The sequence below is a fragment of the Hamadaea tsunoensis DSM 44101 genome (genome assembly GCF_000428945.1).
Classification (GTDB): Bacteria; Actinomycetota; Actinomycetes; order Mycobacteriales; family Micromonosporaceae; genus Hamadaea; species Hamadaea tsunoensis.
On sequence record NZ_AUAX01000006.1, the window covers coordinates 223,251 to 245,795 of the forward strand.

Below are 22,545 nucleotides of genomic sequence, written 5' to 3' on the forward strand. Positions count from 1 at the left end.
TCAGCGTACTCAGCAGTTGGCGGCCGCGAGGAGACCCGCCGGTGCCTGCGTACGCACGGAGATGGTGCACACGTCCGATCCGGCGGTCACGATCGTCAGCGCGGTGGGCAGCCCCTTGGTCACCACGACCAGCGGATCCTTGCCGGTGGCCTGCACGATCGTGTACTGCCAGCCGCCGGAGCAGAGCGGCCCGGTCGTGGTCAGCACGGCGCCGGTCTTCGGCAGCAACCTGGTCTTGGCCCGGATCGTGGCGATGACCTGGTCGCCGCTCGGCTGCCCCAGGCAGTTGACGTAGTACGCCTCGGAGAACGACGGTCCCGTGCCGGGTGCGGAGCCGGACGGCAACGGCGAGGCGCTCGCCGACGGGGGTGTGGAGACCAGGACCGGCGGCAGCCCCGTGGCCGACACGACCGGCTGCGGGCTCGGGATCGGCCGGCCGTTCTCCTTCATGTCCGGCGGCATTCCGCAACCGGCGAGCGCGGCGGCGACGAGAGCGGTGAGGGCGACCGGGGCGATCAGCGTCCGGAGTCGGCGCACGACATCCTCCCGAGGGGGCGGGTCAGGGCTCGGTGATCCTATGCCCCGCGGCTGACAGCACGCTGACCGCGGCCGCCGTGCGTACGCCGGGGACGAGCACGTAGTCCGTGTCGAACGTCGAGAACGCGAAGATGTTCACCCGGGCCTGCGCCAGCGGGGCGGCGATCGAGGCGAGGATCCCTGTGAGGGCCAGGTCCAGCGGGCCGGCCACCTTGAAACAGCGCCAGCCGGACTGGACCACGGCGCCCGCCGGTACGCGGTCGACCCGGCAGATCACCGAGGTCTCGTCGGACGTCCAGGTCACCGCGACCACGCCGGGATCCTCGACACCGCCGGCGGCGGAACGGGCCCGGGCGCCCGGGCGGTTCGAGGACGGCAGCACCTCGGCCGGGATCGGCGAGCCCGCCGGCAGCCGGCAGACGGCGTATTGCTCGGGCAGCAGGAGCAGGTCGACGACGGCGAAGACACCGGGGACGGCTCCCGCGGGTCCGCTCGCGCCAACGCTGGTCATGCCACGCAGGTTAGCGGGCCGGTACGCCGAAAGCAGCGACGATCACCAGAGAAGTGGGCGGAATCGCAGGATTCAGATCTCGCAGAAGAACGTCAGCGACCCGACGGCGACACCCTCGGCGTGCAGCGGGGTGGCGATGGCGTCCAAGGTACGCGGCTCGATGGCCTGCTCCTCCGCGCGGACGCGGATGAGCCCCCGGGCCAGGCGGCCGGAGGCGACGGCGAGCAGGGGCGGGATCAGCTCGCGTTCGGCGTCGGGCAGCTCCGAGCCGGCGGCGGTGAAGTCGATGAGGTGCAGCGCGTCCGGCAGCCGCTCGCCGGCCCACGGCTCGGGCAGGCCGAGCAGGGTCGCGCAGCTGGGCGTGGTCGCGATGATGGTCGCGGAGGCGTCGATGACCAGCGCTGATTCGCCGGACTCGACGACCGCCCGGACCCAGCGATCGAGTTCCGCAGGAATCGACACCGGGGGACGCCAGTCGGGGGTGACGCTGGGAGACAGCGACAATTCGACATGCGTCACACGTGTCTCCCTTCGCGAGCCGAACGGGCTACACGCACGCTACTCCCGCGTCGCGTTCTTGTCACTCGGTGTGGCCGCCACGCTGGGCCGGTATGCCGCCGGCTTCGTTGATCCACGTCCACGGGTCGCGGGCGATCTCGGACAGCTTCTCGGCCGTGAACGCGGAGATCCGCTCGCCGCCGCCGAGCAGTGTGCGGTGCAGCTCACGGTACGTGGTGATGACGCAGTCGCGCGGTACGCCGTAGACGGTGACGACGCCGCGGCCCATGAGGGCGAGGACCGGCACGACCGGGATCTGGTGGCCGACCGCCTTCGACATCGCCTTGCTGGCGCGGCGGGCGTCCTTGCGGGCGGAGGCGATGTACGGCGGCCGCCGGCCCTTGATCTGGACCACGTCACCGGCGATCATGACCCGCCGGGAGCCGATGTCCACAACGGACACGGAGAACACGCCGCCCGGGCCGATGGCGAGGAAGCCGCCGTGGCTCTCGTCGTTGCGGCTCTGCGGCGCGGAGCCCTGTACGGCCGACAGCTCCGCGTGCGGCCACTCGATGAAATGCCACGCCGGACCCAGTTGCCCCAGATGATTCGCCGCGCGCGAGCCCGCCTGCTCATGGCGGTTGCGGGCCTGCGCCTCGCGCCGTCGGCGTACCCACTCCAGCGGGCTTTCCTTGAGCGCGTCCAGAGAGGGCTCTGTCGGCGGGGATACGGGTACGAGGCGGTCGGGGATGGTGGTCATGATGGGCCTCCGGCACTCCGCGCTATCCGGGCTGCGGACACTCATTGAGTTGTATTAGTGACAGTACGTGACTGGACGGGGCATGCGACAGTGTCGATGCCGGAATGATAGAAGTTTCATGTCGCATGAATATGTCGGGGTATGAAATATCCGGATAAGAAGCGGGGCGGCCTCGCGACACCTAGGCTGAGCGAGTGCACTATGTCGACAGCGAAGTCGGCCGCCTCCAGGCCGTGCTGCTGCACCGGCCCGGTCCCGAGCTGGCCCGGCTGACCCCGCGTAACAACGACAGCCTGCTCTTCGACGGCATCCCGTGGGTCGGCCGGGCCCAGGAAGAGCACGACCGCTTCGCCGACCAACTGCGTACGCGCGGCGTCGAGGTGCTCTACCTGACGGACCTGCTGACCGAGGTGCTCCAGATCGAGCAGGCCCGCGAAGAACTCGTGGACGCCGTGCTGGCCGACATCCGCCTCGGCGACACCCTGCGCCGGCGCGTACGCGACCATCTCGGCTATCTCGACCCGGCGGGGCTGACGCGGGTCCTCACGGCGGGGCTGGCGCACGACGAGATGACGCCCGGCTCGGGGCTCGTCTACCGGATGATGGACCGCCGTGACTTCGTCGTCGATCCGCTGCCCAATCTGCTGTTCACCCGCGACTCGTCGTTCTGGGTACGCGACCACGCGGCCGTCACGTCGCTCGCGATGAGCGCCCGGCGGCGGGAGACCAGCATCACGCACGCGATCTACGAGCACCATCCGCGGTTCGCCGGCACCGAGACGGCCTACGATCCCTGGCTCGAGCCGCTCGAAGGCGGCGACGTGCTGCTCCTCTCGCCGGGCGTGCTGGCCGTCGGGGTCGGTGAGCGTACGACGCCGGCGGGAGCGGAACGGCTGGCGCGGGCGGTGTTCGCCGCGGGACTCGCCCACACCGTGCTGGCCGTCCCGATCGCTCAGGAACGCGCGACCATGCATCTCGACACCGTCTGCACGATGGTCGACGTGGACACCGTCCTCATGTATCCCAACGTGGCCGACGACCTGGTCGCGTACACGCTGACGGAGGGGGACGAGGGGGATCCGGTCGTCCACGGGCCCGACCCGTTCCTCGTGGCGGCGGCGAAGGCCATGGGAGTCGACCGGCTGCGCACCATCCACACCGGACTCGACGTCGTCACCGCCGAACGCGAACAGTGGGACGACGGCAACAACACCCTGGCGATCGCACCTCGGGTCTGCGTCGCGTACGAGCGGAACGTGGAGACGAACGCGCAGCTGGAGCGGGCAGGAATCGAGGTCATCCGGATCGCCGGGTCGGAGCTGGGCTCGGGCCGGGGCGGCCCGCGCTGCATGTCCTGCCCGATCTCGCGCGAACCGCTCGACCCGGCACGGGCGGAATGAACGCGGCGCGGCCCGAAGGCCGCGCCGCGACGATCAGGATGATCAGCGCAGGGTGAGCTGGCGGCCGATGAGGCCCTGCTTGGCCTTGCGGGCCTCGGCGGTGAGATCCGCGCCGAGCACGCCGGCGTAACGCGTGGCGAACGCGGCCAGCGGCTCGTCCCAGGACAGCGGCTCGGTCTCGCCGGGCAGATCCCAGACCGGCACGAGGCGGCCGTGCGCGCGGAACATGCCCGCGAACTTGGTGTCCTCGCCCAGCGTCAGCTCACCCGCGGCCGACAGCAGCGAGAGCGCGTTGAGGGCCTCGTTCTCGCCGTCCGGAAGCACCCAGCGGACGTGGGACTTCTCCCCCATGCGCGTCCAGTACGCGGCCTTCGCCGAGGTCAGCTTCACGGTCGGCGCGATCGCGGCGTTGGCCGACTCCATGGAGGCCGCCACGTTGGGGTCGTCGCCCTGGTCCTCGTCCAGCCAGAAGCCGAACGTCTCGTGCATCGTGATGTCGAGCGGCTCGTCGGCGAGCACGTCGGCCAGCCGCTCGCCCTGTCCCGGCAGCGCCGGTACGCCGACCTGCGAACCCGGCGCGGTCTCCAGCGCGTTGAGCAGCGCGACCGTCAGGTCCCGGTTCGGGTCGCCGGACTGCACGTGCCGCTGCAGGCCGAGCAGGATGCGCCCGTCCGGCTTCACCATGGCCGGCCAGGCCATCGGCAGGATCGTGGCGAGCGTGATCTCCCGCTCGCCGTACTTCTCGACCAGCTGCGGGCTCAGCTTCAGCGGCGCGGTGGCCGCCGGCACGAGTTCGCGCAGGGCGATCCACTCCGGCTCGTCGGCGAGGCCGGCGAAGGGCAGCGGAACGTAGACGTCACGGACTTTCGGCGCCTTCTGCGCCGTGCGGGCACGCTTACTCACAGCGGATGAGCCTACAGCGGTGCGGCGATCTCGGTGGTCAGGTGGAGCTTGGCGCTGCTCAGGTCCGCCCGCGACCCGGCCGTACGCAGAGCCACCCGCCCGCCGAGGAAGATCGGCGCCTTGAAGACGGCGTTCACCGTGAACGGCGCGACCGGGCGTACGGCGGCGAGGACGCGGGCGAGGCTCCACATGCCGTGCGCGATCGGCCGGGGGAAGCCGAAGGCGCGGGCGCCCAGCCACGACGTGTGGATGGGATTGCGATCGCCGGAGACCCGGGCGTAGTCGGTGCCGGTGGACGACGGGATGCGCCAGACCGCCACAGGCTCTCCCGTGAGCGGCTGCGTGTCGCCTTCGGGAGCCGCGTCGCCCTGGGGAGCCGCGTCGCTTTGAGGAGCGGAGGGGACCGAGGCGCCGGTGCCTCCTTCTTTGCGGAGGTAGGTCGAGGTCTCCCGCCACACGGTCACCCCGTCGAGCGAGGCCGTGGTGAGCAGATCGAACTGCCGGCCGCGCCGATGCGGGCGCAGGTCCGTCACGCACATCTCGAACGACAGCCGGGCGGCCACGGGGATCTCGGCGTACTGGGTGATCGTGTTGGCGGTGTGGACCAGGCCGACGACGGGGAACGGGAAGTCCCCCGCCGACATCAGCCTCATCGACTCGGCGAACGCGAGGATGTGCGGATAGGTCGGCGGCAGCCGGTCGGTGAGGGCGAACCCGCACACGGCGTCGTAGGCGGCCACCTCGTTCACGGTCGCCTGCCCCGTGAACGTCACCGTACGCGTCGGCAGCGCGCCCGGTCTCGGCCTGGGCAGCAGGGTGGCGGCGGCCCGCAGGAACATCGTCACGCCCCCAGGAGCTGCTGGCCGCAGACGCGGACGACGTTGCCGGTCACGCCGGCCGATCCCGGCTCGGCGAGCCAGCCGATGGTCTCCGCCACGTCGATCGGCAGGCCGCCCTGGGCCAGCGAGTTCATCCGGCGGCCGCCTTCGCGTACGACGAGGGGGAGGTGAGCGGTCATGGCGGTCTCGATGAAGCCGGGCGCCACCGCGTTCGCCGTGATCCCCCGGCCCGCGATCCGCGGCGCGAGCGCCCGGATCCAGCCCGCCACACCCGCCTTCGAGGTCGCGTAGTTCGTCTGCCCGCGATTGCCCGCGAGGCCGACCACGCTCGACACGCCGATGACGCGACCGCCGGCCGGGATCAGCCCGGCCGCCAGGAACGCCTCGGTCACGCGGATCGGCGCGCCGAGATTCACCCCCAGCACCTGGTCCCACTGGTCGGGCTTCATGTTCGCCAGCGTCTTGTCCCGGGTGATGCCCGCGTTGTGCACCACCACGTCGACGTGGCCGTAGCGCTCCTTGAGGTGCTCGGTCACGCGCGCGGCGGCGTCCTCACCGGACAGATCCACCTGGTACGCCCAGCCGCGTACCTCGTTCGCGACGGCGGCGAGACTGTCGCCGGCCGCCGGGACGTCGAGGCAGACGACCTGGGCGCCCTTGCCCGCGAGGATCTTGGCGATCTCGGCTCCGATCCCCCGGGCGGCCCCGGTGACCAGGGCGACCTTCCCGTCCAGGGTGGCGTCGCCGGCCGGGCCGATGTTCGGTCCCACCGTGACGACCTGCCCCGACACGTACGCCGACCGTCCCGACAGGAGGAAGTCGAGCGTGGTACGCAGACCGTCCGCGTGCGCGTCGGCCGCGGCCCGGATGAGCTGGGCGGTGATCCCGCGGCCGAACTCCTTCGCGACGCTGCGCGTGAAGCCCTCCAACGCCTGGGCGACCGCGGCGGCCTCGGCGCCCCTGATCCCGGCGCTGTCGGCGCCGGTGATTCCGGGCGCTTCCTCGCCGGGCTGTGCGTCTCCGGGCAGGGCGGAAGCGGGCTGGGCGTTCCAGGGCTGCGCGTCGGCTGCCTCGGCGGGGGTCGGTCCGATCACGATCACCCGGCCGCCGGGGCGGAATCCGCGCGCGATCGGCTGCACGATGTCGTAGAGCGCCCGGAGATCGTCGACCGTCCGCAGGGTGCTGGCGTCGAGGATCAGGCCGCCGATCTTCGCGTCGGCCTCCTCGGTGTCGCCGGCGTACCAGCCCTTGACCGTGTCGGCGAAGCGGCCCTCGCCCGCGACCACGACGGGCCCGTCGATGGCCGGCCCTCGCCGCAACCGGGGCGGCACGGGCAACCCGAGTTGCTTGACCAGCGTGTGACCAGGTGCGCTGCGCGCGAACGACGCGTATCGGTCCGACATGTAGCCGAGCCTACTCCAGAGTAAGTTAGACGCATGACAAACGAAGCGTCCGCGCCTTCGGTTCGACGGGTCGCCGTGCTCGGCGGCAACCGCATCCCGTTCGCCCGTTCCAACGGCCGGTACGCCCGGGCGTCCAACTCCGACATGCTGGGCGCCGCGCTCGACGGCCTCATCGCCCGCTTCGGACTGGCCGGCGAACGGCTCGGCGAAATGGCCGCCGGAGCCGTCCTGAAGCACAGCCGCGACTTCAACCTGACCCGGGAGGTCGTTCTCGGCTCCCGACTGGACGGGCGTACGCCGGCCGTGGACCTTCAGCAGGCCTGCGGCACGGGCCTGCAAGCAGTCGTGTACGCGGCCAACAAGATCGCCCTCGGGCAGATGGACTCCGGGATCGCGGGCGGTGTCGACACCACCAGCGACGCCCCGCTCGCGCTCAACGAGAACATGCGCAAGGCGCTGATCGAGCTCTCCCAGGCCCGCTCGCTCAGCGGACGGCTGTCGGCGGCGATGCGGCTGCGGCCGACCCAGCCGTTCCGGCCGGAGCTGCCGCGCAACGCGGAACCGCGTACGGGGATGTCGATGGGCGAGCACGCGGCCGTCACCGCCAAGGAATGGGGGATCACCCGGCAGGCCCAGGACGAGCTGGCCCTCGACTCGCACCGCAATCTCGCGGCCGCGTACGAGGCGGGGTTCTTCGACGACCTGATGACCCCCTACCTGGGCCTCACCCGGGACGGCAACCTGCGTGGCGACACCACACTGGACAAGCTGGCCGCGCTCAAGCCGGTCTACGGCGACACGATGACGGCGGGCAACTCGACCCCGCTGACCGACGGCGCGGCGCTCGTCCTGCTCGGCACCGAGGACTGGGCGGCCGCGCACGGGCTGCCGGTGCAGGCCTACTTCGTGGACGCGCAGACGGCGGCGGTCGACTTCACGCCGTCCTCCGCGCATCCCCAAGGACTGCTCACCGCCCCCGTCTACGCCGTACCCCAGCTCCTCGCGCGGCACGGCCTGAAGCTGCAGGACTTCGACTTCTACGAGATCCACGAGGCGTTCGCGTCGCAGGTGCTCTCGACCCTGGCCGCCTGGGAGTCCGACGAGTTCTGCGTCGAGCAGCTGGGCCTTCCCGGCGCCCTGGGCAAGATCGACCGAACGAAGCTCAACGTACGCGGCAGCTCGCTCGGCGCCGGCCACCCGTTCGCGGCGACCGGCGGCCGGATCGTCGCCACACTCGCGAAACTCCTGGCGGAGCGGGGCGGCGGGCGAGGGCTGATCTCGATCTGCGCGGCCGGCGGCCAGGGAGTCGTCGCCATCCTGGAACGCTGATCACGAGACCTGGATCCTCGGCAAAGGTCCGCCCTGGACACGTCGGACGTAGGCGCTCTCGATCTGTGCCAGTACCGCCAGCGGCTCGGTGCGAATGCGTGCCGGTGTGGTGTGCAGAACCAGGATCCCCGCGGCGGTGAGGCGATCGTGGTGCCGCATCGTCGTGGGCCAGCTCCGTGCGTTGAGGTGGAACTCCCGCGAGTCGATCTCGATGGCGATCGCGGCGTCCTCGAGGTAGCCGTCCGGCGTCGGAAGGGCCGTGCCGCCCTCGGCGCGCAACAGTGGGTTCCATCGGATGCGCGGCAGGATGGGACTACGGGCCGCGAGGGCTCGGAGTTCGGCTTCGTGCGCCGACCTGACGCCCTCGCGCACCTCCTCGAGGAGCTCGCGCACGACGCCGGCCCCGTCGAGTGGTACGGAGCCAAGCTCCTCGGCGACCTCGTCGGCCGAGCATAGGCCCCGCTGGAGGGCCTCCGCGAGGACGGCTCGGATCACGCGGCGATCGGAGTCTTCCCGGAAGGAGTCGACGATCGCGCGAGCGGGCGAACACACCGCCAGCAGGCCGTTTCGCACCGCACGAGCGTCGGGACGGCTGGTCCGGATGATCCGCAGCCGCGACGACATGGCGAGAGAATGAGCGGTCGGCACCAGCAGGTGGACTCGCCGGTCCCTTGGGGCGTAGCGGAATCCGTGCAGTTCCAGTGCCGTCATCGCGGCGATCTGAGCTTCCGCGCCACCGTAGAGTGCGGCCGCCACGAGCTGCTGTTTGCGCGAGAGGATCCCGGAGAACGTCGCGATGACCTTCGGTAGCGTTCGCTGCCAGGTCCCCCGGTTGACCCGCCACCGGATCGCCGCACGGGAGTAGCCCGCCGCGATCAGCTGGTCGACGTGCGCCAAGCGCTCTTGCCGGAGGAGAACGGGGCCGAGGGCGTCCATGGGTTCACGATGGACGGCGGCGAGAACCGGATCCATCCCCTGTGGACGAACCACACATGATCGAGGCGGACCTGCGGCTGTTAGAACAACCGCAGATCCGCCTCGATCAAGCGAACCGTCAGCCCCAGGCGAGCAGTGCCGCCTCCGGGTCGGTGAGGAACTCGCCGAGATCCCGCAGGAACTTCGAGCCGAGTTCGCCGTCGATGATCCGGTGGTCGAACGACAGGCCGAGCGTGGTCACCTGGCGCAGTTTGATCTTCCCCTTGTACGCCCACGGCTGTTCCCGGATCGTGCCGAGCGCCAGGATGGCGGCCTCGCCGGGCGGCAGGATGGGCGTACCGGTGTCGACGCCGAAGACGCCGACGTTGGTGATGGTGAAGGTGCCGCCGGTCATCGCCGCCGGCGGCGTCTTGCCCGACTTGGCCGTGGCGACCAGGCCCGACATGGCGTCCGCCAGCTCCCGCAGGGAGAGGTCCTGCGCGTCGGCGATGTTCGGCACGATCAGGCCCCGCTCGGTGGCGGCGGCGATGCCGAGGTTCACGTAGTTCTTCACCACGATCTCCTGGGCGGCCTCGTCCCACGACGAGTTGACCATCGGGTGCCGCTTCAGCGCCATCAGTACGCCCTTGGCCACGACCAGCAGCGGCGAGACGCGTACGTCCCGCCATTCGCGGTTGGTCTTGAGCCGGTCGAGCGCCTTCATGGCCCGGGTCATGTCCACGGTCAGGAACTCCGTGACGTGCGGGGCCGTGAATGCCGAGGCCACCATGTTGGCCGCCGTGAGCTTGCGTACTCCCTTGACGGGGATGCGCTGCTCGCGCGGGCCGGCAGCGGTCGCGCGGACCGGGGCCGGGGCGGGTGCGGAGCGGGCGGCCTCGATGTCGTCCCGGGTGATCGAGCCCTGCGGGCCGGTCCCGGCGATGGTGGCGAGGTCGACGCCGAGGTCGCGGGCGAGCTTGCGGACCGGCGGCTTGGCCAGCACGTGGACGCCGTTCGCCGGCGCGGGTGCGGCGGCCACAGGCGCCGGAGCAGGTGCCTTCGCCACCGGCGCCGGAGCGACGACCGGAGCCGGAGCCGGAGCCGCGACCGGGGCCGCGGCCGGAGCGGACGTGCTCCGCGGCCGCCGCTTGGCCTCCGTCGTCTTCGGACCGTAGCCGACCAGCACCGCCGTACGCCCACCCGGCGCCGGCCCGCCGATCAGTCCGGCTTCGGGCTCGGCCGAGTCCGCGGAAGGCGCGGGGGCCGGGGAGGAGGAACCGGACGGATCCGTGTCGATGGCGATGATCGGCGAGCCGACCTCGACGACCGTGCCCTCCGGGTGGTGGATCGTCACGACCTTGCCCGCCCACTTCGCCGGGATCTCGACGGCGGCCTTGGCCGTCTCGACCTCGACGATGGGCTGGTTGAGCTCGATGACGTCGCCGACGCCGACCAGCCACTTGAGGATCTCGCCCTCGGTGAGGCCCTCGCCCAGGTCGGGCAGCGCGAATTCCTTGATCGTCATGGTCGCGCTCACCAGCCGAACGAGCGGTCGACGGCGTCGAGCACGCGATCGAGGTCGGGCAGGTACTCCTCCTCCAGGCGCGAGGCCGGGTAGGGGGTGTTGTAGCCGGTCACCCGCAGGACGGGCGCCTCCAGCGAGTAGAAGCACTCCTCGGTGACCCGGGCGGAGATCTCCGCGCCGAGGCCGATGTTGCCGGGGGCCTCGTGGACGACGACCAGGCGGCCGGTGCGGCGTACCGAGTCGTAGACCGGGCCCATGTCCAGCGGGGACAGGCTGCGCAGGTCGATGACCTCCAGCGAGCGGCCGTCCTCGGCGGCGGCGGTGGCGGCGTCCAGGGACGTCTTCACCATCGGCCCGTACGCGACGATCGTCGCGTCGGTGCCCGGGCGGACCACCCGCGAGCTGTGCAGCGGTGCGGCCGCGTCCAGCCCCAGCGAGGTGTCGACCGGGCCCTTCTCCCAGTACCGGCGCTTCGGCTCGAAGAAGATGACCGGGTCGTCCGAGGCGATGGCCTGCTGGATCATGAAGTGCGCGTCCTCCGGCGACGAGCACGAGACGACCTTGAGCCCGGCCGTGTGGGCGAAGTACGCCTCCGGGGACTCCGAGTGGTGCTCGACCGCGCCGATGCCGCCGCCGAACGGGATCCGGATGACCATCGGCAGCGTGACGTTGCCCCGGGAGCGGTAGCGGAACTTCGCGACCTGGCAGACGATCTGGTCGTACGCCGGGTAGACGAACCCGTCGAACTGGATCTCGCAGACCGGCCGGTAGCCGCGTAGGGCCAGGCCGATCGCGGTGCCGACGATGCCGGCCTCGGCCAGCGGCGTGTCGATGACGCGCTCCTCGCCGAAGTCCTTCTGCAGGCCGTCGGTGATCCGGAAGACGCCGCCGAGCTTGCCGATGTCCTCACCCATGAGGATCACCTTGTCGTCGCGCTCCATGGCGCGCCGCAGCCCGGTATTGAGGGCCTTGCCGATGGTCAGGGTTTCGGTAGCCATCAGTGACCTCCCTCAAAAGATGCCATGTACGCCTCGAACTGCTTGCGCTCCGCGTCGACGAGGGGCGAACCCTCGGCGTACACGTGGTCGAAGATCTGGCTGTGGTCGGGATCGGGCATCGACAGCACGCGCTCGCGCAGCGACACCGCCTCGATCCGGGCGTCCTCGTCGACCTGCTTGAAGAAGTCCTCGCCGGCGGCCTTCTCCTTGACCAGCAGCGCCTTGAGCCGGGCGATGGGGTCCTTGGCCTGCCACGCCTCGACCTCGGACGACACCCGGTAGCGGGTGGGGTCGTCGGAGGTGGTGTGCGCGCCCATCCGGTAGGTGTAGGCCTCGATGAGCGTCGGGCCCTGGCCGAGCCGCGCGTTGTCGAGGGCGGCCCGGGTGACCGCGTAGACCGCGAGGACGTCGTTGCCGTCGACGCGTACGCCGGGGAAGCCGAAGCCGGCCGCGCGCTGGTAGATCGGGATGCGGGTCTGGCGCTCCAGCGGCTCCGAGATGGCGTACTGGTTGTTCTGGCAGAAGAACACGATCGGCGCGTGGAACACCGAGGACCAGATGAACGCCTCGTTCACGTCGCCCTGGCTGGTCGCGCCGTCGCCGAAGAACGCGATGACCGCCTCGCCGTCGTCGGTGCCGACCTTGCCGTCCTTGGCGACGCCCATGGCGTACCCGGTCGCGTGCAGGGTCTGCGCCCCGATGACGATCGTGTAGAGGTTGAACTTGTTCGCCACCGGGTCCCAGCCGCCCTGGTCGACCCCGCGGAACAGGCTCAGCGGCATGATCGGGTCGATGCCCCGGGTGTACAGCACGCCGTGCTCGCGGTAGGTCGGGAAGGCCATGTCCTGCGTACGCATGGCCCGGCCGGCGCCCACCTGGGCGGCCTCCTGGCCGAGCAGGCTGGCCCAGATCCCCAGCTCGCCCTGGCGCTGCAGGGCGGTCGCCTCGGTGTCGAGCTTGCGAACGGTCACCAGATCGCGGTAGAGACCGCGCAGTTCCTCGGCCGTGAAGTCGACGGAGTACTCGGGGTGGTTCACGCGCTCCCCGGAGGGGGTGAGCAACTGAACGTACTCGGGCTCCGGGGGAGTGCCACCGCTTCTGCCGGCGCGGGTGGCCCCGCTCCGGCGCGGGGCGGGTTCGCCCTTGGTCATCCGTATCTCCCTGTTCTGATGTGCCCGGCGGCGGGGTTGGCCTGCCGTCGCAGCGGTCGGCGCCGCGCCTCGCCCCGGTGGGAGCTGTCCGCGCGGCGGGAGGTCGCCGACCCGGGCGGCCTTGCGTGCTGCCCGCCAGGGTAGGCACGGCGACAGGATGTCACGGAGGACCCGCGGCTCCCTTGCCGCCATTACCCATATCCTGCCGTATCCGTGGCGCCCCTCACAGGGTGGTCAGGATCATCTTTGTCACTCAGGTAGTTCCCGCGACCTTCTCGGCGTGGGTTCCGTCGCTTCAGCGGGCGAATGCGGCATTCTGTCCAGATTCCCCCGCTATGAGCGTTTGGAGCCCTTCATGCCAGATGAGGAAGACACCTTCCTGGACTCCGTACTCCAGGAGGAAGAGGCACCCGCCGAGGAGGCGGAGCCCGCCGACCCGCGCGACGCGTACCTGCCGGGGGTGGTCGGGCCGCGGATCCGCCAGGCTCTGCGCGGCGGCCACGGCCTCGCCGGCACGCCCCGGCGCTATGGCTTGATCGTCGCGACCCTGGTCGGGCTCGCCTCGCTGCCCACCTGGGCGGTCCTGCACACCGGCCTGTCCGACGCCGCGCCCGCGCTCTCCGCGCCCACCGGCATCGTCGTCTTCACCGACCCCGCGGCGCCCCCGCCGGTCCAGGTCCGTGCCGCGCAGCCGCGCGCGCCGCATCACTACACGCGCGGCACCCACCCGGTCGAGCTCGCACCGCACCCCCAGGCCGCTGTCGTTCGAACCCCTGCCGCCGTACGCCGGGAGGAGAGCACCGCTCCCGTCCAGGTGCCGGCCGAGCGACCGGTCGCCCACCACGTGGCCCGCAAGACGCCCAAGAAGAAGCACTCCGCGCGTACGCCGAAACAGCCGGCCCGGCGCACGACGACCTCGATACCGGCGAACTCCGCTGGGGACATGCCTCCGGTCGCGCAGTGGCCGATCGCGCAGTGGCCGGCGGACACCGGGCCGGTCCGGGCGCACAGGATCTCGGCCGCGCGCTCGCTGACGCAGCTGCGCCAGCGGATCCGCGCCGGGGTCGACCGGGTGCGCTCGGGGTCCGGCCGCGCGGACTGCCCGCCGTCGCTAGATCTGCGGAGCCTGCGGGGGCTGCGGGGGCTGCGGTAGCGCCGTCGGATCGGCGTACGCCTGCGGCGGATACGGATGCCCCGGGTACTGCGGGCCCAGGTACGGCTGGCCCGGGTACTGCGGGCTCGGGTACGGCTGGCCCGGGTACTGCGGGTTGGGGTAGGCGTACCCGTAGCCCGGTGCGGCGTATCCGTAGCCGGGTGCGAAGGGCTGGTAGGCCCGCCGGGGGTTGAAGAACCGGTTCGACGGCCCCACGACGAGCAGGATCGCCACGGCCACCATCGCCAGCAGGATCACCAGCACCGCGTACGCGCCCACGTTCGACCAGCCGTACTCGGTCTCCTCCATCGCGCTCAGCCGGGCCTGGAGCGGGCTGGTGAGCACCGGGTCGAGGTCGCCGAGGCCGTCCGGCGAGCCGCTGTCGAAGCCGCCCCCGGCGCCGACCATGGCCATCAGCGCGCCACCCAGCACGCAGCTGCCGATGACCAGGAGTGCGACGACGCCCGGCCCGGCGAAGGCGCCGATCAGCGCGAAGACGCGGGCGACCCGGCCACCGCGCAGCAGGGCGCGCAACGGGATCGCGAACCACAACAGCACGACGAGCGCGAGGACCGAGCCGCCGATCGCGCCGTACAGGTTGTACTGCCGTTCGTCGGCCACCTCGTCGGCGGCGGCGAACGACAGCTTGGCGGCCGTCGTGATCCAGCCGTCGTACTGGACGTAGGACATCCAGGCGGCCGCGACGGCGATCAGCGCCGCGGCGACGATCACGCCGATCAGCACGCCGGCGGCGGTCACGGAGCCCGGGCGGCGTACGCGCGCCACGTCCTCGACCGGGTTGATGAGAGAGGTCACGGCCGCGGACTGTAGCCGAAGACTCCCTGCTCGCGCAGCCCGGAGCAGGGAGTCTTCGGGTTCGGACGCTATTTGAGCGCGAGCCCGTCGCCCTCGCGGTCCACATGGACGGTGTCGCCGTCGCGGACCTCGCCCGCGAGGAGCCGGCGGGCCAGCTGGTCCCCGATCGAGGACTGCACGAGCCGGCGCAGCGGCCGGGCCCCGTAGATCGGGTCGTATCCGTGCCCGGCCAGCCAGGCCAGCGCCTCCTCGGACACGTCGAGGGTCAGCCGCCGGTCGGCGAGGCGGCGGCGCAGCCGCTCGATCTGGATCCCCACGATGTACGCCAGATCGTTCTGGCTGAGCGCGTGGAACACCACGATGTCGTCGAGCCGGTTGAGGAACTCCGGTTTGAAGTGCGTACGCACGGTCGCCATCACCGCGTCCCGGCGCTGCTCCTCCCCCAGCGTGGGATCGGAGATCAGCTGCGAGCCGAGGTTGGACGTGAGGATCAGGATGGTGTTGCGGAAGTCGACCGTACGCCCCTGGCCGTCGGTGAGCCGGCCGTCGTCGAGCACCTGCAGCAGCACGTCGAACACGTCCGGGTGCGCCTTCTCGACCTCGTCCAGCAGGACGACCGAGTAGGGCCGCCGCCGGACCGCCTCGGTGAGCTGGCCGCCCTCGTCGTAGCCGACATAGCCGGGCGGGGCGCCGACCAGCCGGGCGACCGAATGGCGCTCGGCGTACTCGCTCATGTCGATGCGGACCATGGCGCGCTCGTCGTCGAACAGGAACTCGGCGAGCGCCTTGGCCAGCTCGGTCTTGCCGACGCCGGTGGGGCCGAGGAACAGGAACGAGCCGGTGGGCCGGTCCGGATCGGCGATGCCGGCCCGGGCGCGGCGGACCGCGTCGCTGACCGCCTGCACGGCCTCGGGCTGGCCGATGACCCGCGAGGTCAGCGACTCCTCCATGCGCAGCAGCTTGGCGGTCTCCCCCTCGAGCATCCGGCCGGCGGGGATGCCGGTCCAGCTCGCCACCACCTCGGCGATGTCGTCCGGTCCGACCTCCTCCTTGAGCATCGCGCCGTGGTCCTGGAGACCGGCGAGTTCCAGCTCGGCCTGGGCCAACGTGCGCTCCAGCTCGGGGATCTTGCCGTAGCGCAGCTCGGAGGCGCGGCCGAGATCGGCGTCGCGCTCGGCCCGGTCGGCCTCGCCGCGCAGCGTCTCCAGCTCCTCCTTGGCCTGCGAGATCGCCTGGATGTGCGACTTCTCGGTCTTCCAGCGCTCGCTGAGCACCGCCAGCTGCTCCCGCTTGTCGGCCAGCTCGGCCCGCAACCGGGCCAGGCGTTCGACCGAGGCCGGGTCGCTCTCCTTGGCCAGCGCCATCTCCTCGATCTCGAGCCGGCGTACGGCGCGCTCGATGACGTCGACCTCGACGGGCCGCGAGTCGATCTCCATACGCAGCCGGGACGCGGCCTCGTCGACGAGGTCGATCGCCTTGTCGGGCAGGAAGCGGTCGGCGATGTACCGGTCGCTGAGCGTGGCCGCGGCGACCAGGGCGGCGTCGGTGATGCGTACGCCGTGGTGGACCTCGTAACGCTCCTTGAGCCCGCGCAGGATGCCGATGGTGTCCTCGGTCGACGGCTCGCCGACCACGACGGGCTGGAAGCGGCGCTCGAGGGCCGGGTCCTTCTCGATGTGCTCGCGGTACTCGTCGAGCGTGGTGGCGCCGACCATGCGCAGCTCGCCGCGGGCGAGCATGGGCTTGAGCATGTTGCCGGCGTCCATCGAGCCCTCGCCCTTGCCGGCGCCGACGACGGTGTGCAGCTCGTCGATGAAGGTGATGATCTGGCCGTCGCTGCCGGTGATCTCCTCGAGGACGCTCTTGAGGCGCTCCTCGAACTGGCCGCGGTACTGCGCGCCGGCGACCATGGCGCCGAGGTCGAGGCTGACGAGCTTCTTGTCGCGCAACGACTCCGGGACGTCGCCGGCGACGATGCGCTGGGCGAGCCCCTCGACGATGGCGGTCTTGCCGACCCCGGGCTCGCCGATGAGCACCGGGTTGTTCTTGGTACGCCGGGACAGCACCTGGATGACCCGGCGGATCTCGGCGTCGCGGCCGATGACCGGGTCGACCTTGCCCTCGCGGGCCCGGGCGGTCAGGTCCATGCCGTACTTCTCGAGCGCCTGGTACTGCTGCTCGGGATCGGCGCTGGTGACCCGCCGGTCCCCGCCGCGGATCGACGGGAAGGCGGCGACCAGGTTGTCCTCGGTCGCGCCGTGCTGGCGCAGCAGGTCGCCGACGGCGCCGCCGACCTTGGCCAGCCCGGCGAGCAGGTGCTCGGTCGACACGTACTCGTCGCCCAGCGGCCGCGCGATCTGCTCGGCGGCGTTGAGGGCGTTCACGAACTCCCGGGCGAGCGTCGGCTCGGCCACGCTGGAGCCGTGCGCGGTGGGCAACTGCTCGACCGCCCGCGCGGCGGCCCGGCGAACGTCGGCCGGGTTCGCCCCGACCGCGCGCAGGAGTCCGGCGGCCGTTGACCCGCCGGTGTCCAGAAGGGAGAGAAGAAGGTGCCACGCCTCGACGACGGCGTGGCCACGCTGCCCCGCGATGGCGACAGCACCCGCGATCACCTCGCGGGATTTCGTGGTCAGGCGTTGAGTGTCCATCGGGAGTTGAGTCTAGTCGACTCAACCCTGAGTCGCTACACCCGGACCCGTTCCGACCTCCGGGTGGTTCCAGATAACGGCTTCGCATCGGCCATTCCCAGTAACGGCGAGGACACGCTACGGTGTCGCCGCAGCATCGAGGCTGGGGGTACGCGGCAACCCTCGAGGAGCGAAGCGTGAGCGTTCAACAGGTAGTCGTGTTCCGCGGCTTTACGAATCCGGTCGATCCGCGTCCGGCGGAGCTGCACGCCTGGGCGTACGCGCCGGATTCGGTGTCGCTCCAGGCCCTGCCGCCCGACTGGGACCTGCTCGTCGCCAACGACCGGCTCATCGACACGCTGTTCGACCTCGCGCTCGACCAGGCCTGCCCGGCCCGCCGGTTCGCCCTGCACTGCGTGTACATCTACGCCGCGGACGGCATCCGGACCGGTTTCAAGGCCCATCCCCGCAAGAAGCTCCGCAAGCTGGTGGAGCTGGCGGAGGAGGAGGGCGACGAGCTGATGAACACCTGGGCCCACAACACCCGCATGCTGATGGCGCGCCAGGAGCTGTTCGACTACCACGAGTGGTGCGAGGGCGGGCTGGTCCGGTCCGGCCGCCGGCTCTGACCCTCACTGCTTCGGGGCGGGCTTCCAGACCACGAGCGCGGTGGAGTTGCGCGGGCTCGGCAGCAGCTCCCGGCGCGGGAACGGCGACATCGCCTCCAGCTCGGCGACCCGCTGCAGCGCGTGCTGCGCGATCTCCCGCAGGTCGGACACGTCCTGCTCCAGCTGGGCCACGAGGTGCTCCAGCTCGATGATCCGCTTGATGCCGGCCAGGTTCACCCCGTCGTCCTGACTCAACCGCTGCACCTCGCGCAGCAGCTGAACGTCGCGCAGGCTGTAGCGCCGGCCGCCGCCGGGCGCCCGGCCCGGCTGGACCAGGCCCAGCCGGTCGTACTGGCGCAGCGTCTGGGGATGCATGCCGGCGAGCTGGGCGGCCACCGAGATGATCAGCACCTTGGCGTCGATGTCATCCATAGTGGACTCCTCCGTCGCTCGGCTCGTGCAGGTGGGCGTCCAGATGGTGACGGGCCGGCCGCGGCGCGAAGTGCGCGTAGTTCTCCAGGGCCGCGCGCGCGTCCGCCGTGAGATCCTTCGGCACCTCGATCTCCACCGTCACCAACAGGTCGCCGACCCGGCCGTCCTTACGAGCCACGCCCTTTCCGCGTACGCGCAGGGTGCGGCCGCTCGGCGTACCGGCGGGGACGCGGAGGGTCACGGGCGCGTCCAGGGTCGGCACGCGCAGATCCACCCCGAAAGCGGCTTCCCAGTACGCGATCGGCACGGTCAGGGTCAGGTCGTCGCCGGACCGGCCGAAGATCGGATCGGGGCGTACGCGGGCCAGCACGTACAGGTCGCCGGCGGAGCCGCCCCGGTCACCGGGCTCGCCCCGGCCGGCCAGCCGGATCCGCTGACCGTCCGCGACACCGGCCGGAATGCGGACGTTGAGCGTACGCGTCTTGGTCACGCCGCCGGTGCCGTGGCACTCGGGGCACTTCTCGTCGACGATCGTCCCGACACCCTGGCAGTCGCGGCACGGCTCCGAGAACGAGAACGCGCCCTGCGCCCGGGACACGAATCCGTTGCCCCCGCAGTTCGGGCAGGTACGCGGACGCGTACCGGGGCGGGCGCCGTTGCCGTGGCAGGTGTCGCAGACGCCCGGCGAGCGTACGGTGACCGGCTTGGTCGTTCCCTTGACGGCGTCCCGGAACTCCAGGATCACGTCGGTCTCGACATCGCGGCCGCGGGCCGGTCCGCGCCGGGCCCCGCCGGGCGCGGCGCCGCCGCCCGAGAAGATCGTGCTGAACAGGTCGGAGAAGCCGGCCCCGCCGAAGCGCTGGTCGCCGGCCTGGCCGCCGAAGATGTCGTCGAAGGACGCTCCGCCACCGGGGGCGGTGCCGCCGCGGGCGCCCCGCCGGAACGCGCCGGCCTCGAACAGCGAGCGCATCTCGTCGTACTCGCGCCGCTGGTTGTCGTCGGAGAGCACCGCGTACGCCTCGGAGACGCTCTTGAAGCGCTCCTCGGCCTCGCGGTTTCCGGGGTTGTGATCCGGGTGCAGCTCACGGGCCAGCTTGCGATAGGCACGCTTGATCTCGTCGGCGGTGGCCGTCTTGGCCACACCGAGAACGGCGTAGAAGTCCTTCTCCAGCCAGTCCTTGGAGCTCACTCGTTTCCCCCTCCCCACTAGTTCGAGACCGGGGACGCGGGTCCGGCCTGGACCCGCGTCCCCGTCCACTCGGCTTGGTCGACCGCGTCACTCCTGTGGCGCGGCGACTGCGACCATAGCGGGTCGCAGCAGGCGATCGCCGAGCATGTAGCCCCGGCGCATCACGTCGATGCAGGTCTCCTCGGTGACATCCGCGGAGGGCAGGTGCGCGACGGCCTCGTGCCGGTTGGGGTCGAAGGGATCGCCCTTCGACCCGAACGCCGTCAGGCCGAACTTGCCGGTGGCGGTGAGCAGCTGCTCGGCCACCGACCCGAACGGGCCGGTGAGGTCGCCGTGCTCGCGAGCCCGGTCGAGGTCGTCGAGGACCGGCAGCAGGGCGGTGAGCACCGCCGCCGTCGCCGTCTCGGCCGCCGCGGCCTGGTCGCGCTTCACCCGGTCGCGGTAGTTCTTGTACTCCGCCGCGACCCGCTTGATGTCCACCTGGGCCTCGTCCAGCTGCTTGCGCAGCATCTCGAGCTCGGCGCCGAGCGGACCGGCACCGTCCTGCTCGGACACCCGGATGGGCTGGATCTCCTCGTCGTCGGACTCCTCGGCCGGCCCGGCCGCGTCCTCGGCCTCGGCGATCGGCTCGGCCTCGACGACCTCACCGACGACGACCAGCTCCTCGGTCGTCTCGGCCGGGTCGTCGACGGCCTCGGCGCTCGCCGCCACCTCGGGCTCGTCGGCCGGGGTCGCCGGCTGGCCGGGCGCCTCGGGCTTGGCCATGTTCGCTCCGTTCGTCGGCGATGCGGGCTCGTCGGGCCGCGCGGCGTCGCCCATCGGGGAGACCTTCCGCTTGTCCCGGATCACGATCCGCTCGGCGGCCGGCGCGGGCGTCTCCGCGGACCCGCCGGCCGTCCCGCCGCCGGACTTCTCCGCCGGCGGGACACCGTTTGCGTCACTCACTTCTTGGAGCCGTCCTCGTCGATGATCTCCGCGTCCACGACGTCGTTCGGCCCGGAACCGTTGCCGGTGCCGGTCGACGGGCCGCCGCTCGCGCCGCCGGCCGACTCGCCGCCGGCCGGGCCGGCCTGGGCGTTCTGGCCGTAGAGCAGGGAACCGGCCTCCTGGGAGACCCGGGCGAGGGTCTCGTGCGCGGTCTTGATCTTCTCGAGGTCGGTGCCGCCCAGCGCGGAACGCAGGTCGGTCAGCGCATCGTTGATCTTCTCGCGAGCCTCGGCCGGCAGCTTCTCGCCGCTCTCGGCGAGGAACTTCTCGGTCTGCCACTGCAGCTGCTCGGCGACGTTGCGGGTCTCCGCCTCGTCCCGGCGGCGCTTGTCCTCGTCCGCGTGATCCTGCGCGTCGCGCATCATCCGGTCGATGTCGTCCTTCGGCAGCGCCGAGCCGCCGGTGATCGTCATCGACTGCTCCTTGCCGGTGCCGAGGTCCTTGGCGTTGACGTGGACGATGCCGTTCGCGTCGATGTCGAAGGTGACCTCGATCTGCGGCACGCTGCGCGGCGCCGGCGGCAGCCCGGTCAGCTCGAAGGTGCCGAGCTTCTTGTTGTACGCCGCGATCTCCCGCTCACCCTGGAAGACCTGGATCAGCACGGAGGGCTGGTTGTCCTCGGCCGTCGTGAAGATCTCCGAGCGCTTGGTCGGGATGGTCGTGTTGCGCTCGATGAGCTTGGTGAAGATGCCGCCCTTGGTCTCGATGCCGAGGCTGAGCGGGGTGACGTCGAGCAGCAGGACGTCCTTGACCTCGCCCTTGAGGACACCGGCCTGCAGCGCGGCGCCGACGGCGACGACCTCGTCCGGGTTCACGCCCTTGTTCGGCTCGCGTCCGCCGGTGAGCTGCTTGACCAGGTCGGTCACGGCCGGCATGCGCGTCGAGCCGCCGACGAGGATGACGTGGTCGATGTCGGCCACCTTCACGCCCGCGTCCCGGATGGCCTGCTCGAACGGCGACTTGCAGCGGTCGAGGAGGTCCTGGGTGATCCGCTGGAACTCCGAGCGCGTGAGCGTGGTGTCCAGGTGCAGCGGGCCGTCGGAGCCGGCCGTGATGTAGGGCAGGTTGATGCTCGTGGTCTGGGCCGCCGACAGCTCGATCTTGGCCTTCTCCGCGGCCTCCTTGAGGCGCTGCATGGCCATCTTGTCCGCGCCGAGGTCGATGCCGTGCTGGCCGCGGAACGTCTTGATCAGGTGGTCGATCACCCGGTCGTCCCAGTCGTCGCCGCCGAGGTGGTTGTCGCCGGCGGTGGCCTTGACCTCGATGACGCCCTCGCCGAGCTCCAGCAGGGACACGTCGAACGTGCCGCCGCCGAGGTCGAACACCAGGACCGTCTGCTCCTTCGAGCCCTTGTCCAGCCCGTACGCCAGGGCGGCCGCGGTCGGCTCGTTGACGATGCGCAGGACGTTGAAGCCGGCGATCTCGCCCGCCTCCTTGGTCGCCGTGCGCTGCGCGTCGTTGAAGTACGCCGGAACGGTGATCACGGCGTCGGTCACGCTCTCGCCGAGGTACGCCTCGGAGTCGCGCTTGAGCTTCATGAGCACCCGCGCCGAGATCTCCTGCGGGGTGTACTTCTTACCGTCGATGTCGATGGTCCAGTTGGTGCCCATCTCCCGCTTGACCGAACGGATCGTCCGGTCCGGGTTGGTCACCGCCTGCCGCTTGGCCACCTCGCCGACGAGCACCTCGCCGTTCTTGGCGAAGGCGACGATCGAAGGGGTCGTGCGGGAGCCCTCGGCGTTCGCGATGACGGTGGGCTCGCCGCCCTCCAGGACGCTCACACAGGAGTTCGTCGTCCCCAGGTCGATGCCGACCGCACGTGCCATGTCTGTCTTCCTCCAGTTGACGGGCGCCGCGCCCCGGGTCACCGGGGTCTGGCGCCAAGACCCGTTTTCCTAAGTTGAGTGGAGCGGACTCAATTCTGCCACGCCGGGTCGAACCGTCAAGCCGAGGGTTGAGTCTTT

21 protein-coding genes are annotated in these 22,545 nt (G+C 71.2%); 4 read left to right on the forward strand and 17 right to left on the reverse strand.

Annotated elements, in window-relative coordinates; genetic code table 11:
- Nucleotides 1-9: 9 nt before the first annotated feature.
- The 4 genes from G401_RS0113410 to G401_RS45450 all read right to left on the reverse strand — a co-directional run bounded on the left by G401_RS0113410 (nt 10) and on the right by G401_RS45450 (nt 2,306).
- Entirely contained in the window at nt 10-537 is a 528-nt protein-coding gene (locus tag G401_RS0113410) for a hypothetical protein (protein ID WP_034591514.1), read from the reverse strand.
- A 22-nt stretch (nt 538-559) separates the two neighbouring features.
- On the reverse strand, nt 560-1,048 hold the full coding sequence (locus G401_RS0113415; protein WP_051366595.1) for an ACT domain-containing protein: 489 nt from the start codon (nt 1,046-1,048) through the stop codon (nt 560-562).
- A 72-nt stretch (nt 1,049-1,120) separates the two neighbouring features.
- Nucleotides 1,121-1,567 (reverse strand): hypothetical protein, encoded by a 447-nt coding sequence (locus G401_RS0113420; RefSeq protein ID WP_027342909.1) that lies wholly within the window; start codon nt 1,565-1,567, stop codon nt 1,121-1,123.
- A gap of 61 nt (nt 1,568-1,628) precedes the next feature.
- Nucleotides 1,629-2,306, reverse strand: coding sequence for a hypothetical protein (locus G401_RS45450; protein WP_051366596.1), 678 nt, complete (start codon nt 2,304-2,306; stop codon nt 1,629-1,631).
- A gap of 194 nt (nt 2,307-2,500) precedes the next feature.
- On the opposite strand from G401_RS45450, the gene G401_RS0113430 reads away from it, so the two are divergent.
- Nucleotides 2,501-3,706 carry an arginine deiminase gene (locus G401_RS0113430; protein ID WP_027342910.1) on the forward strand — a complete coding sequence of 402 codons (1,206 nt, stop codon included), beginning with the start codon at nt 2,501-2,503 and terminating at the stop codon, nt 3,704-3,706.
- Nucleotides 3,707-3,748: 42 nt separating this feature from the next.
- On the opposite strand, the gene G401_RS0113435 is transcribed toward G401_RS0113430, so the two are convergent.
- The 3 genes from G401_RS0113435 to G401_RS0113445 are packed head-to-tail and all read right to left on the reverse strand — an operon-like array spanning nt 3,749 to nt 6,851.
- Complete coding sequence (locus tag G401_RS0113435; protein ID WP_027342911.1) at nt 3,749-4,609, reverse strand: DUF5926 family protein; 861 nt, start codon at nt 4,607-4,609, stop codon at nt 3,749-3,751.
- Nucleotides 4,610-4,620: 11 nt separating this feature from the next.
- The gene (locus tag G401_RS45455) at nt 4,621-5,448 is read right to left on the reverse strand and encodes a MaoC family dehydratase (RefSeq protein ID WP_051366597.1); all 828 of its coding nucleotides are present in this window, start codon (nt 5,446-5,448) and stop codon (nt 4,621-4,623) included.
- 2 nt (nt 5,449-5,450) lie between these two features.
- Entirely contained in the window at nt 5,451-6,851 is a 1,401-nt protein-coding gene (locus G401_RS0113445; RefSeq protein WP_027342912.1) for a 3-oxoacyl-ACP reductase, read from the reverse strand.
- Between the two features lie 33 nt (nt 6,852-6,884).
- Here G401_RS0113445 and G401_RS0113450 point away from each other — a divergent pair, with 33 nt between their 5' ends.
- Complete coding sequence (locus tag G401_RS0113450) at nt 6,885-8,180, forward strand: acetyl-CoA C-acetyltransferase (protein WP_027342913.1); 1,296 nt, start codon at nt 6,885-6,887, stop codon at nt 8,178-8,180.
- On the opposite strand, the gene G401_RS45460 is transcribed toward G401_RS0113450, so the two are convergent.
- From G401_RS45460 to pdhA, 4 genes are all read right to left on the reverse strand, one after another.
- Nucleotides 8,181-9,116 (reverse strand): hypothetical protein, encoded by a 936-nt coding sequence (locus G401_RS45460; protein WP_051366598.1) that lies wholly within the window; start codon nt 9,114-9,116, stop codon nt 8,181-8,183.
- Between the two features lie 118 nt (nt 9,117-9,234).
- The gene (locus G401_RS0113460) at nt 9,235-10,632 is read right to left on the reverse strand and encodes a dihydrolipoamide acetyltransferase family protein (protein ID WP_407636859.1); all 1,398 of its coding nucleotides are present in this window, start codon (nt 10,630-10,632) and stop codon (nt 9,235-9,237) included.
- Nucleotides 10,629-11,618: an alpha-ketoacid dehydrogenase subunit beta gene (locus tag G401_RS0113465; RefSeq protein ID WP_027342915.1), complete on the reverse strand. Its 990-nt coding sequence runs from the start codon at nt 11,616-11,618 to the stop codon at nt 10,629-10,631. Before G401_RS0113465 ends, G401_RS0113460 begins: the two co-directional genes overlap by 4 nt.
- Nucleotides 11,618-12,769, reverse strand: coding sequence for a pyruvate dehydrogenase (acetyl-transferring) E1 component subunit alpha (gene pdhA, locus G401_RS0113470; RefSeq protein ID WP_027342916.1), 1,152 nt, complete (start codon nt 12,767-12,769; stop codon nt 11,618-11,620). Before pdhA ends, G401_RS0113465 begins: the two co-directional genes overlap by 1 nt.
- Before the next feature lie 355 nt (nt 12,770-13,124).
- On the opposite strand from pdhA, the gene G401_RS0113475 reads away from it, so the two are divergent.
- Nucleotides 13,125-13,922, forward strand: a complete 798-nt coding sequence (locus G401_RS0113475) for a hypothetical protein (protein ID WP_157545677.1) — start codon at nt 13,125-13,127, stop codon at nt 13,920-13,922.
- On the opposite strand, the gene G401_RS57075 is transcribed toward G401_RS0113475, so the two are convergent.
- Together G401_RS57075 and clpB are read right to left on the reverse strand one after the other, a co-directional pair.
- The gene (locus tag G401_RS57075; protein WP_027342918.1) at nt 13,881-14,738 is read right to left on the reverse strand and encodes a hypothetical protein; all 858 of its coding nucleotides are present in this window, start codon (nt 14,736-14,738) and stop codon (nt 13,881-13,883) included. The two genes, G401_RS0113475 and G401_RS57075, sit on opposite strands and share 42 nt — an antisense overlap.
- A 68-nt stretch (nt 14,739-14,806) precedes the next feature.
- A complete protein-coding gene (clpB, locus tag G401_RS0113485; RefSeq protein ID WP_027342919.1) occupies nt 14,807-17,386 on the reverse strand; it encodes an ATP-dependent chaperone ClpB in 2,580 nt (859 codons plus the stop codon).
- 176 nt (nt 17,387-17,562) lie between these two features.
- Here clpB and G401_RS0113490 point away from each other — a divergent pair, with 176 nt between their 5' ends.
- Complete coding sequence (locus G401_RS0113490) at nt 17,563-17,994, forward strand: hypothetical protein (RefSeq protein ID WP_027342920.1); 432 nt, start codon at nt 17,563-17,565, stop codon at nt 17,992-17,994.
- Nucleotides 17,995-17,997: 3 nt separating this feature from the next.
- Here the strand turns inward: G401_RS0113490 and G401_RS0113495 are convergent, their stop codons facing one another.
- From G401_RS0113495 to dnaK, 4 genes are all read right to left on the reverse strand, one after another.
- Complete coding sequence (locus G401_RS0113495) at nt 17,998-18,405, reverse strand: heat shock protein transcriptional repressor HspR (RefSeq protein ID WP_027342921.1); 408 nt, start codon at nt 18,403-18,405, stop codon at nt 17,998-18,000.
- On the reverse strand, nt 18,398-19,594 hold the full coding sequence (dnaJ, locus tag G401_RS0113500; RefSeq protein ID WP_027342922.1) for a molecular chaperone DnaJ: 1,197 nt from the start codon (nt 19,592-19,594) through the stop codon (nt 18,398-18,400). Before dnaJ ends, G401_RS0113495 begins: the two co-directional genes overlap by 8 nt.
- An 87-nt stretch (nt 19,595-19,681) precedes the next feature.
- Complete coding sequence (locus G401_RS45465; protein WP_051366599.1) at nt 19,682-20,539, reverse strand: nucleotide exchange factor GrpE; 858 nt, start codon at nt 20,537-20,539, stop codon at nt 19,682-19,684.
- Entirely contained in the window at nt 20,536-22,407 is a 1,872-nt protein-coding gene (gene dnaK, locus G401_RS0113510; RefSeq protein WP_027342923.1) for a molecular chaperone DnaK, read from the reverse strand. Before dnaK ends, G401_RS45465 begins: the two co-directional genes overlap by 4 nt.
- Between the last annotated feature and the right edge of the window lie 138 nt (nt 22,408-22,545).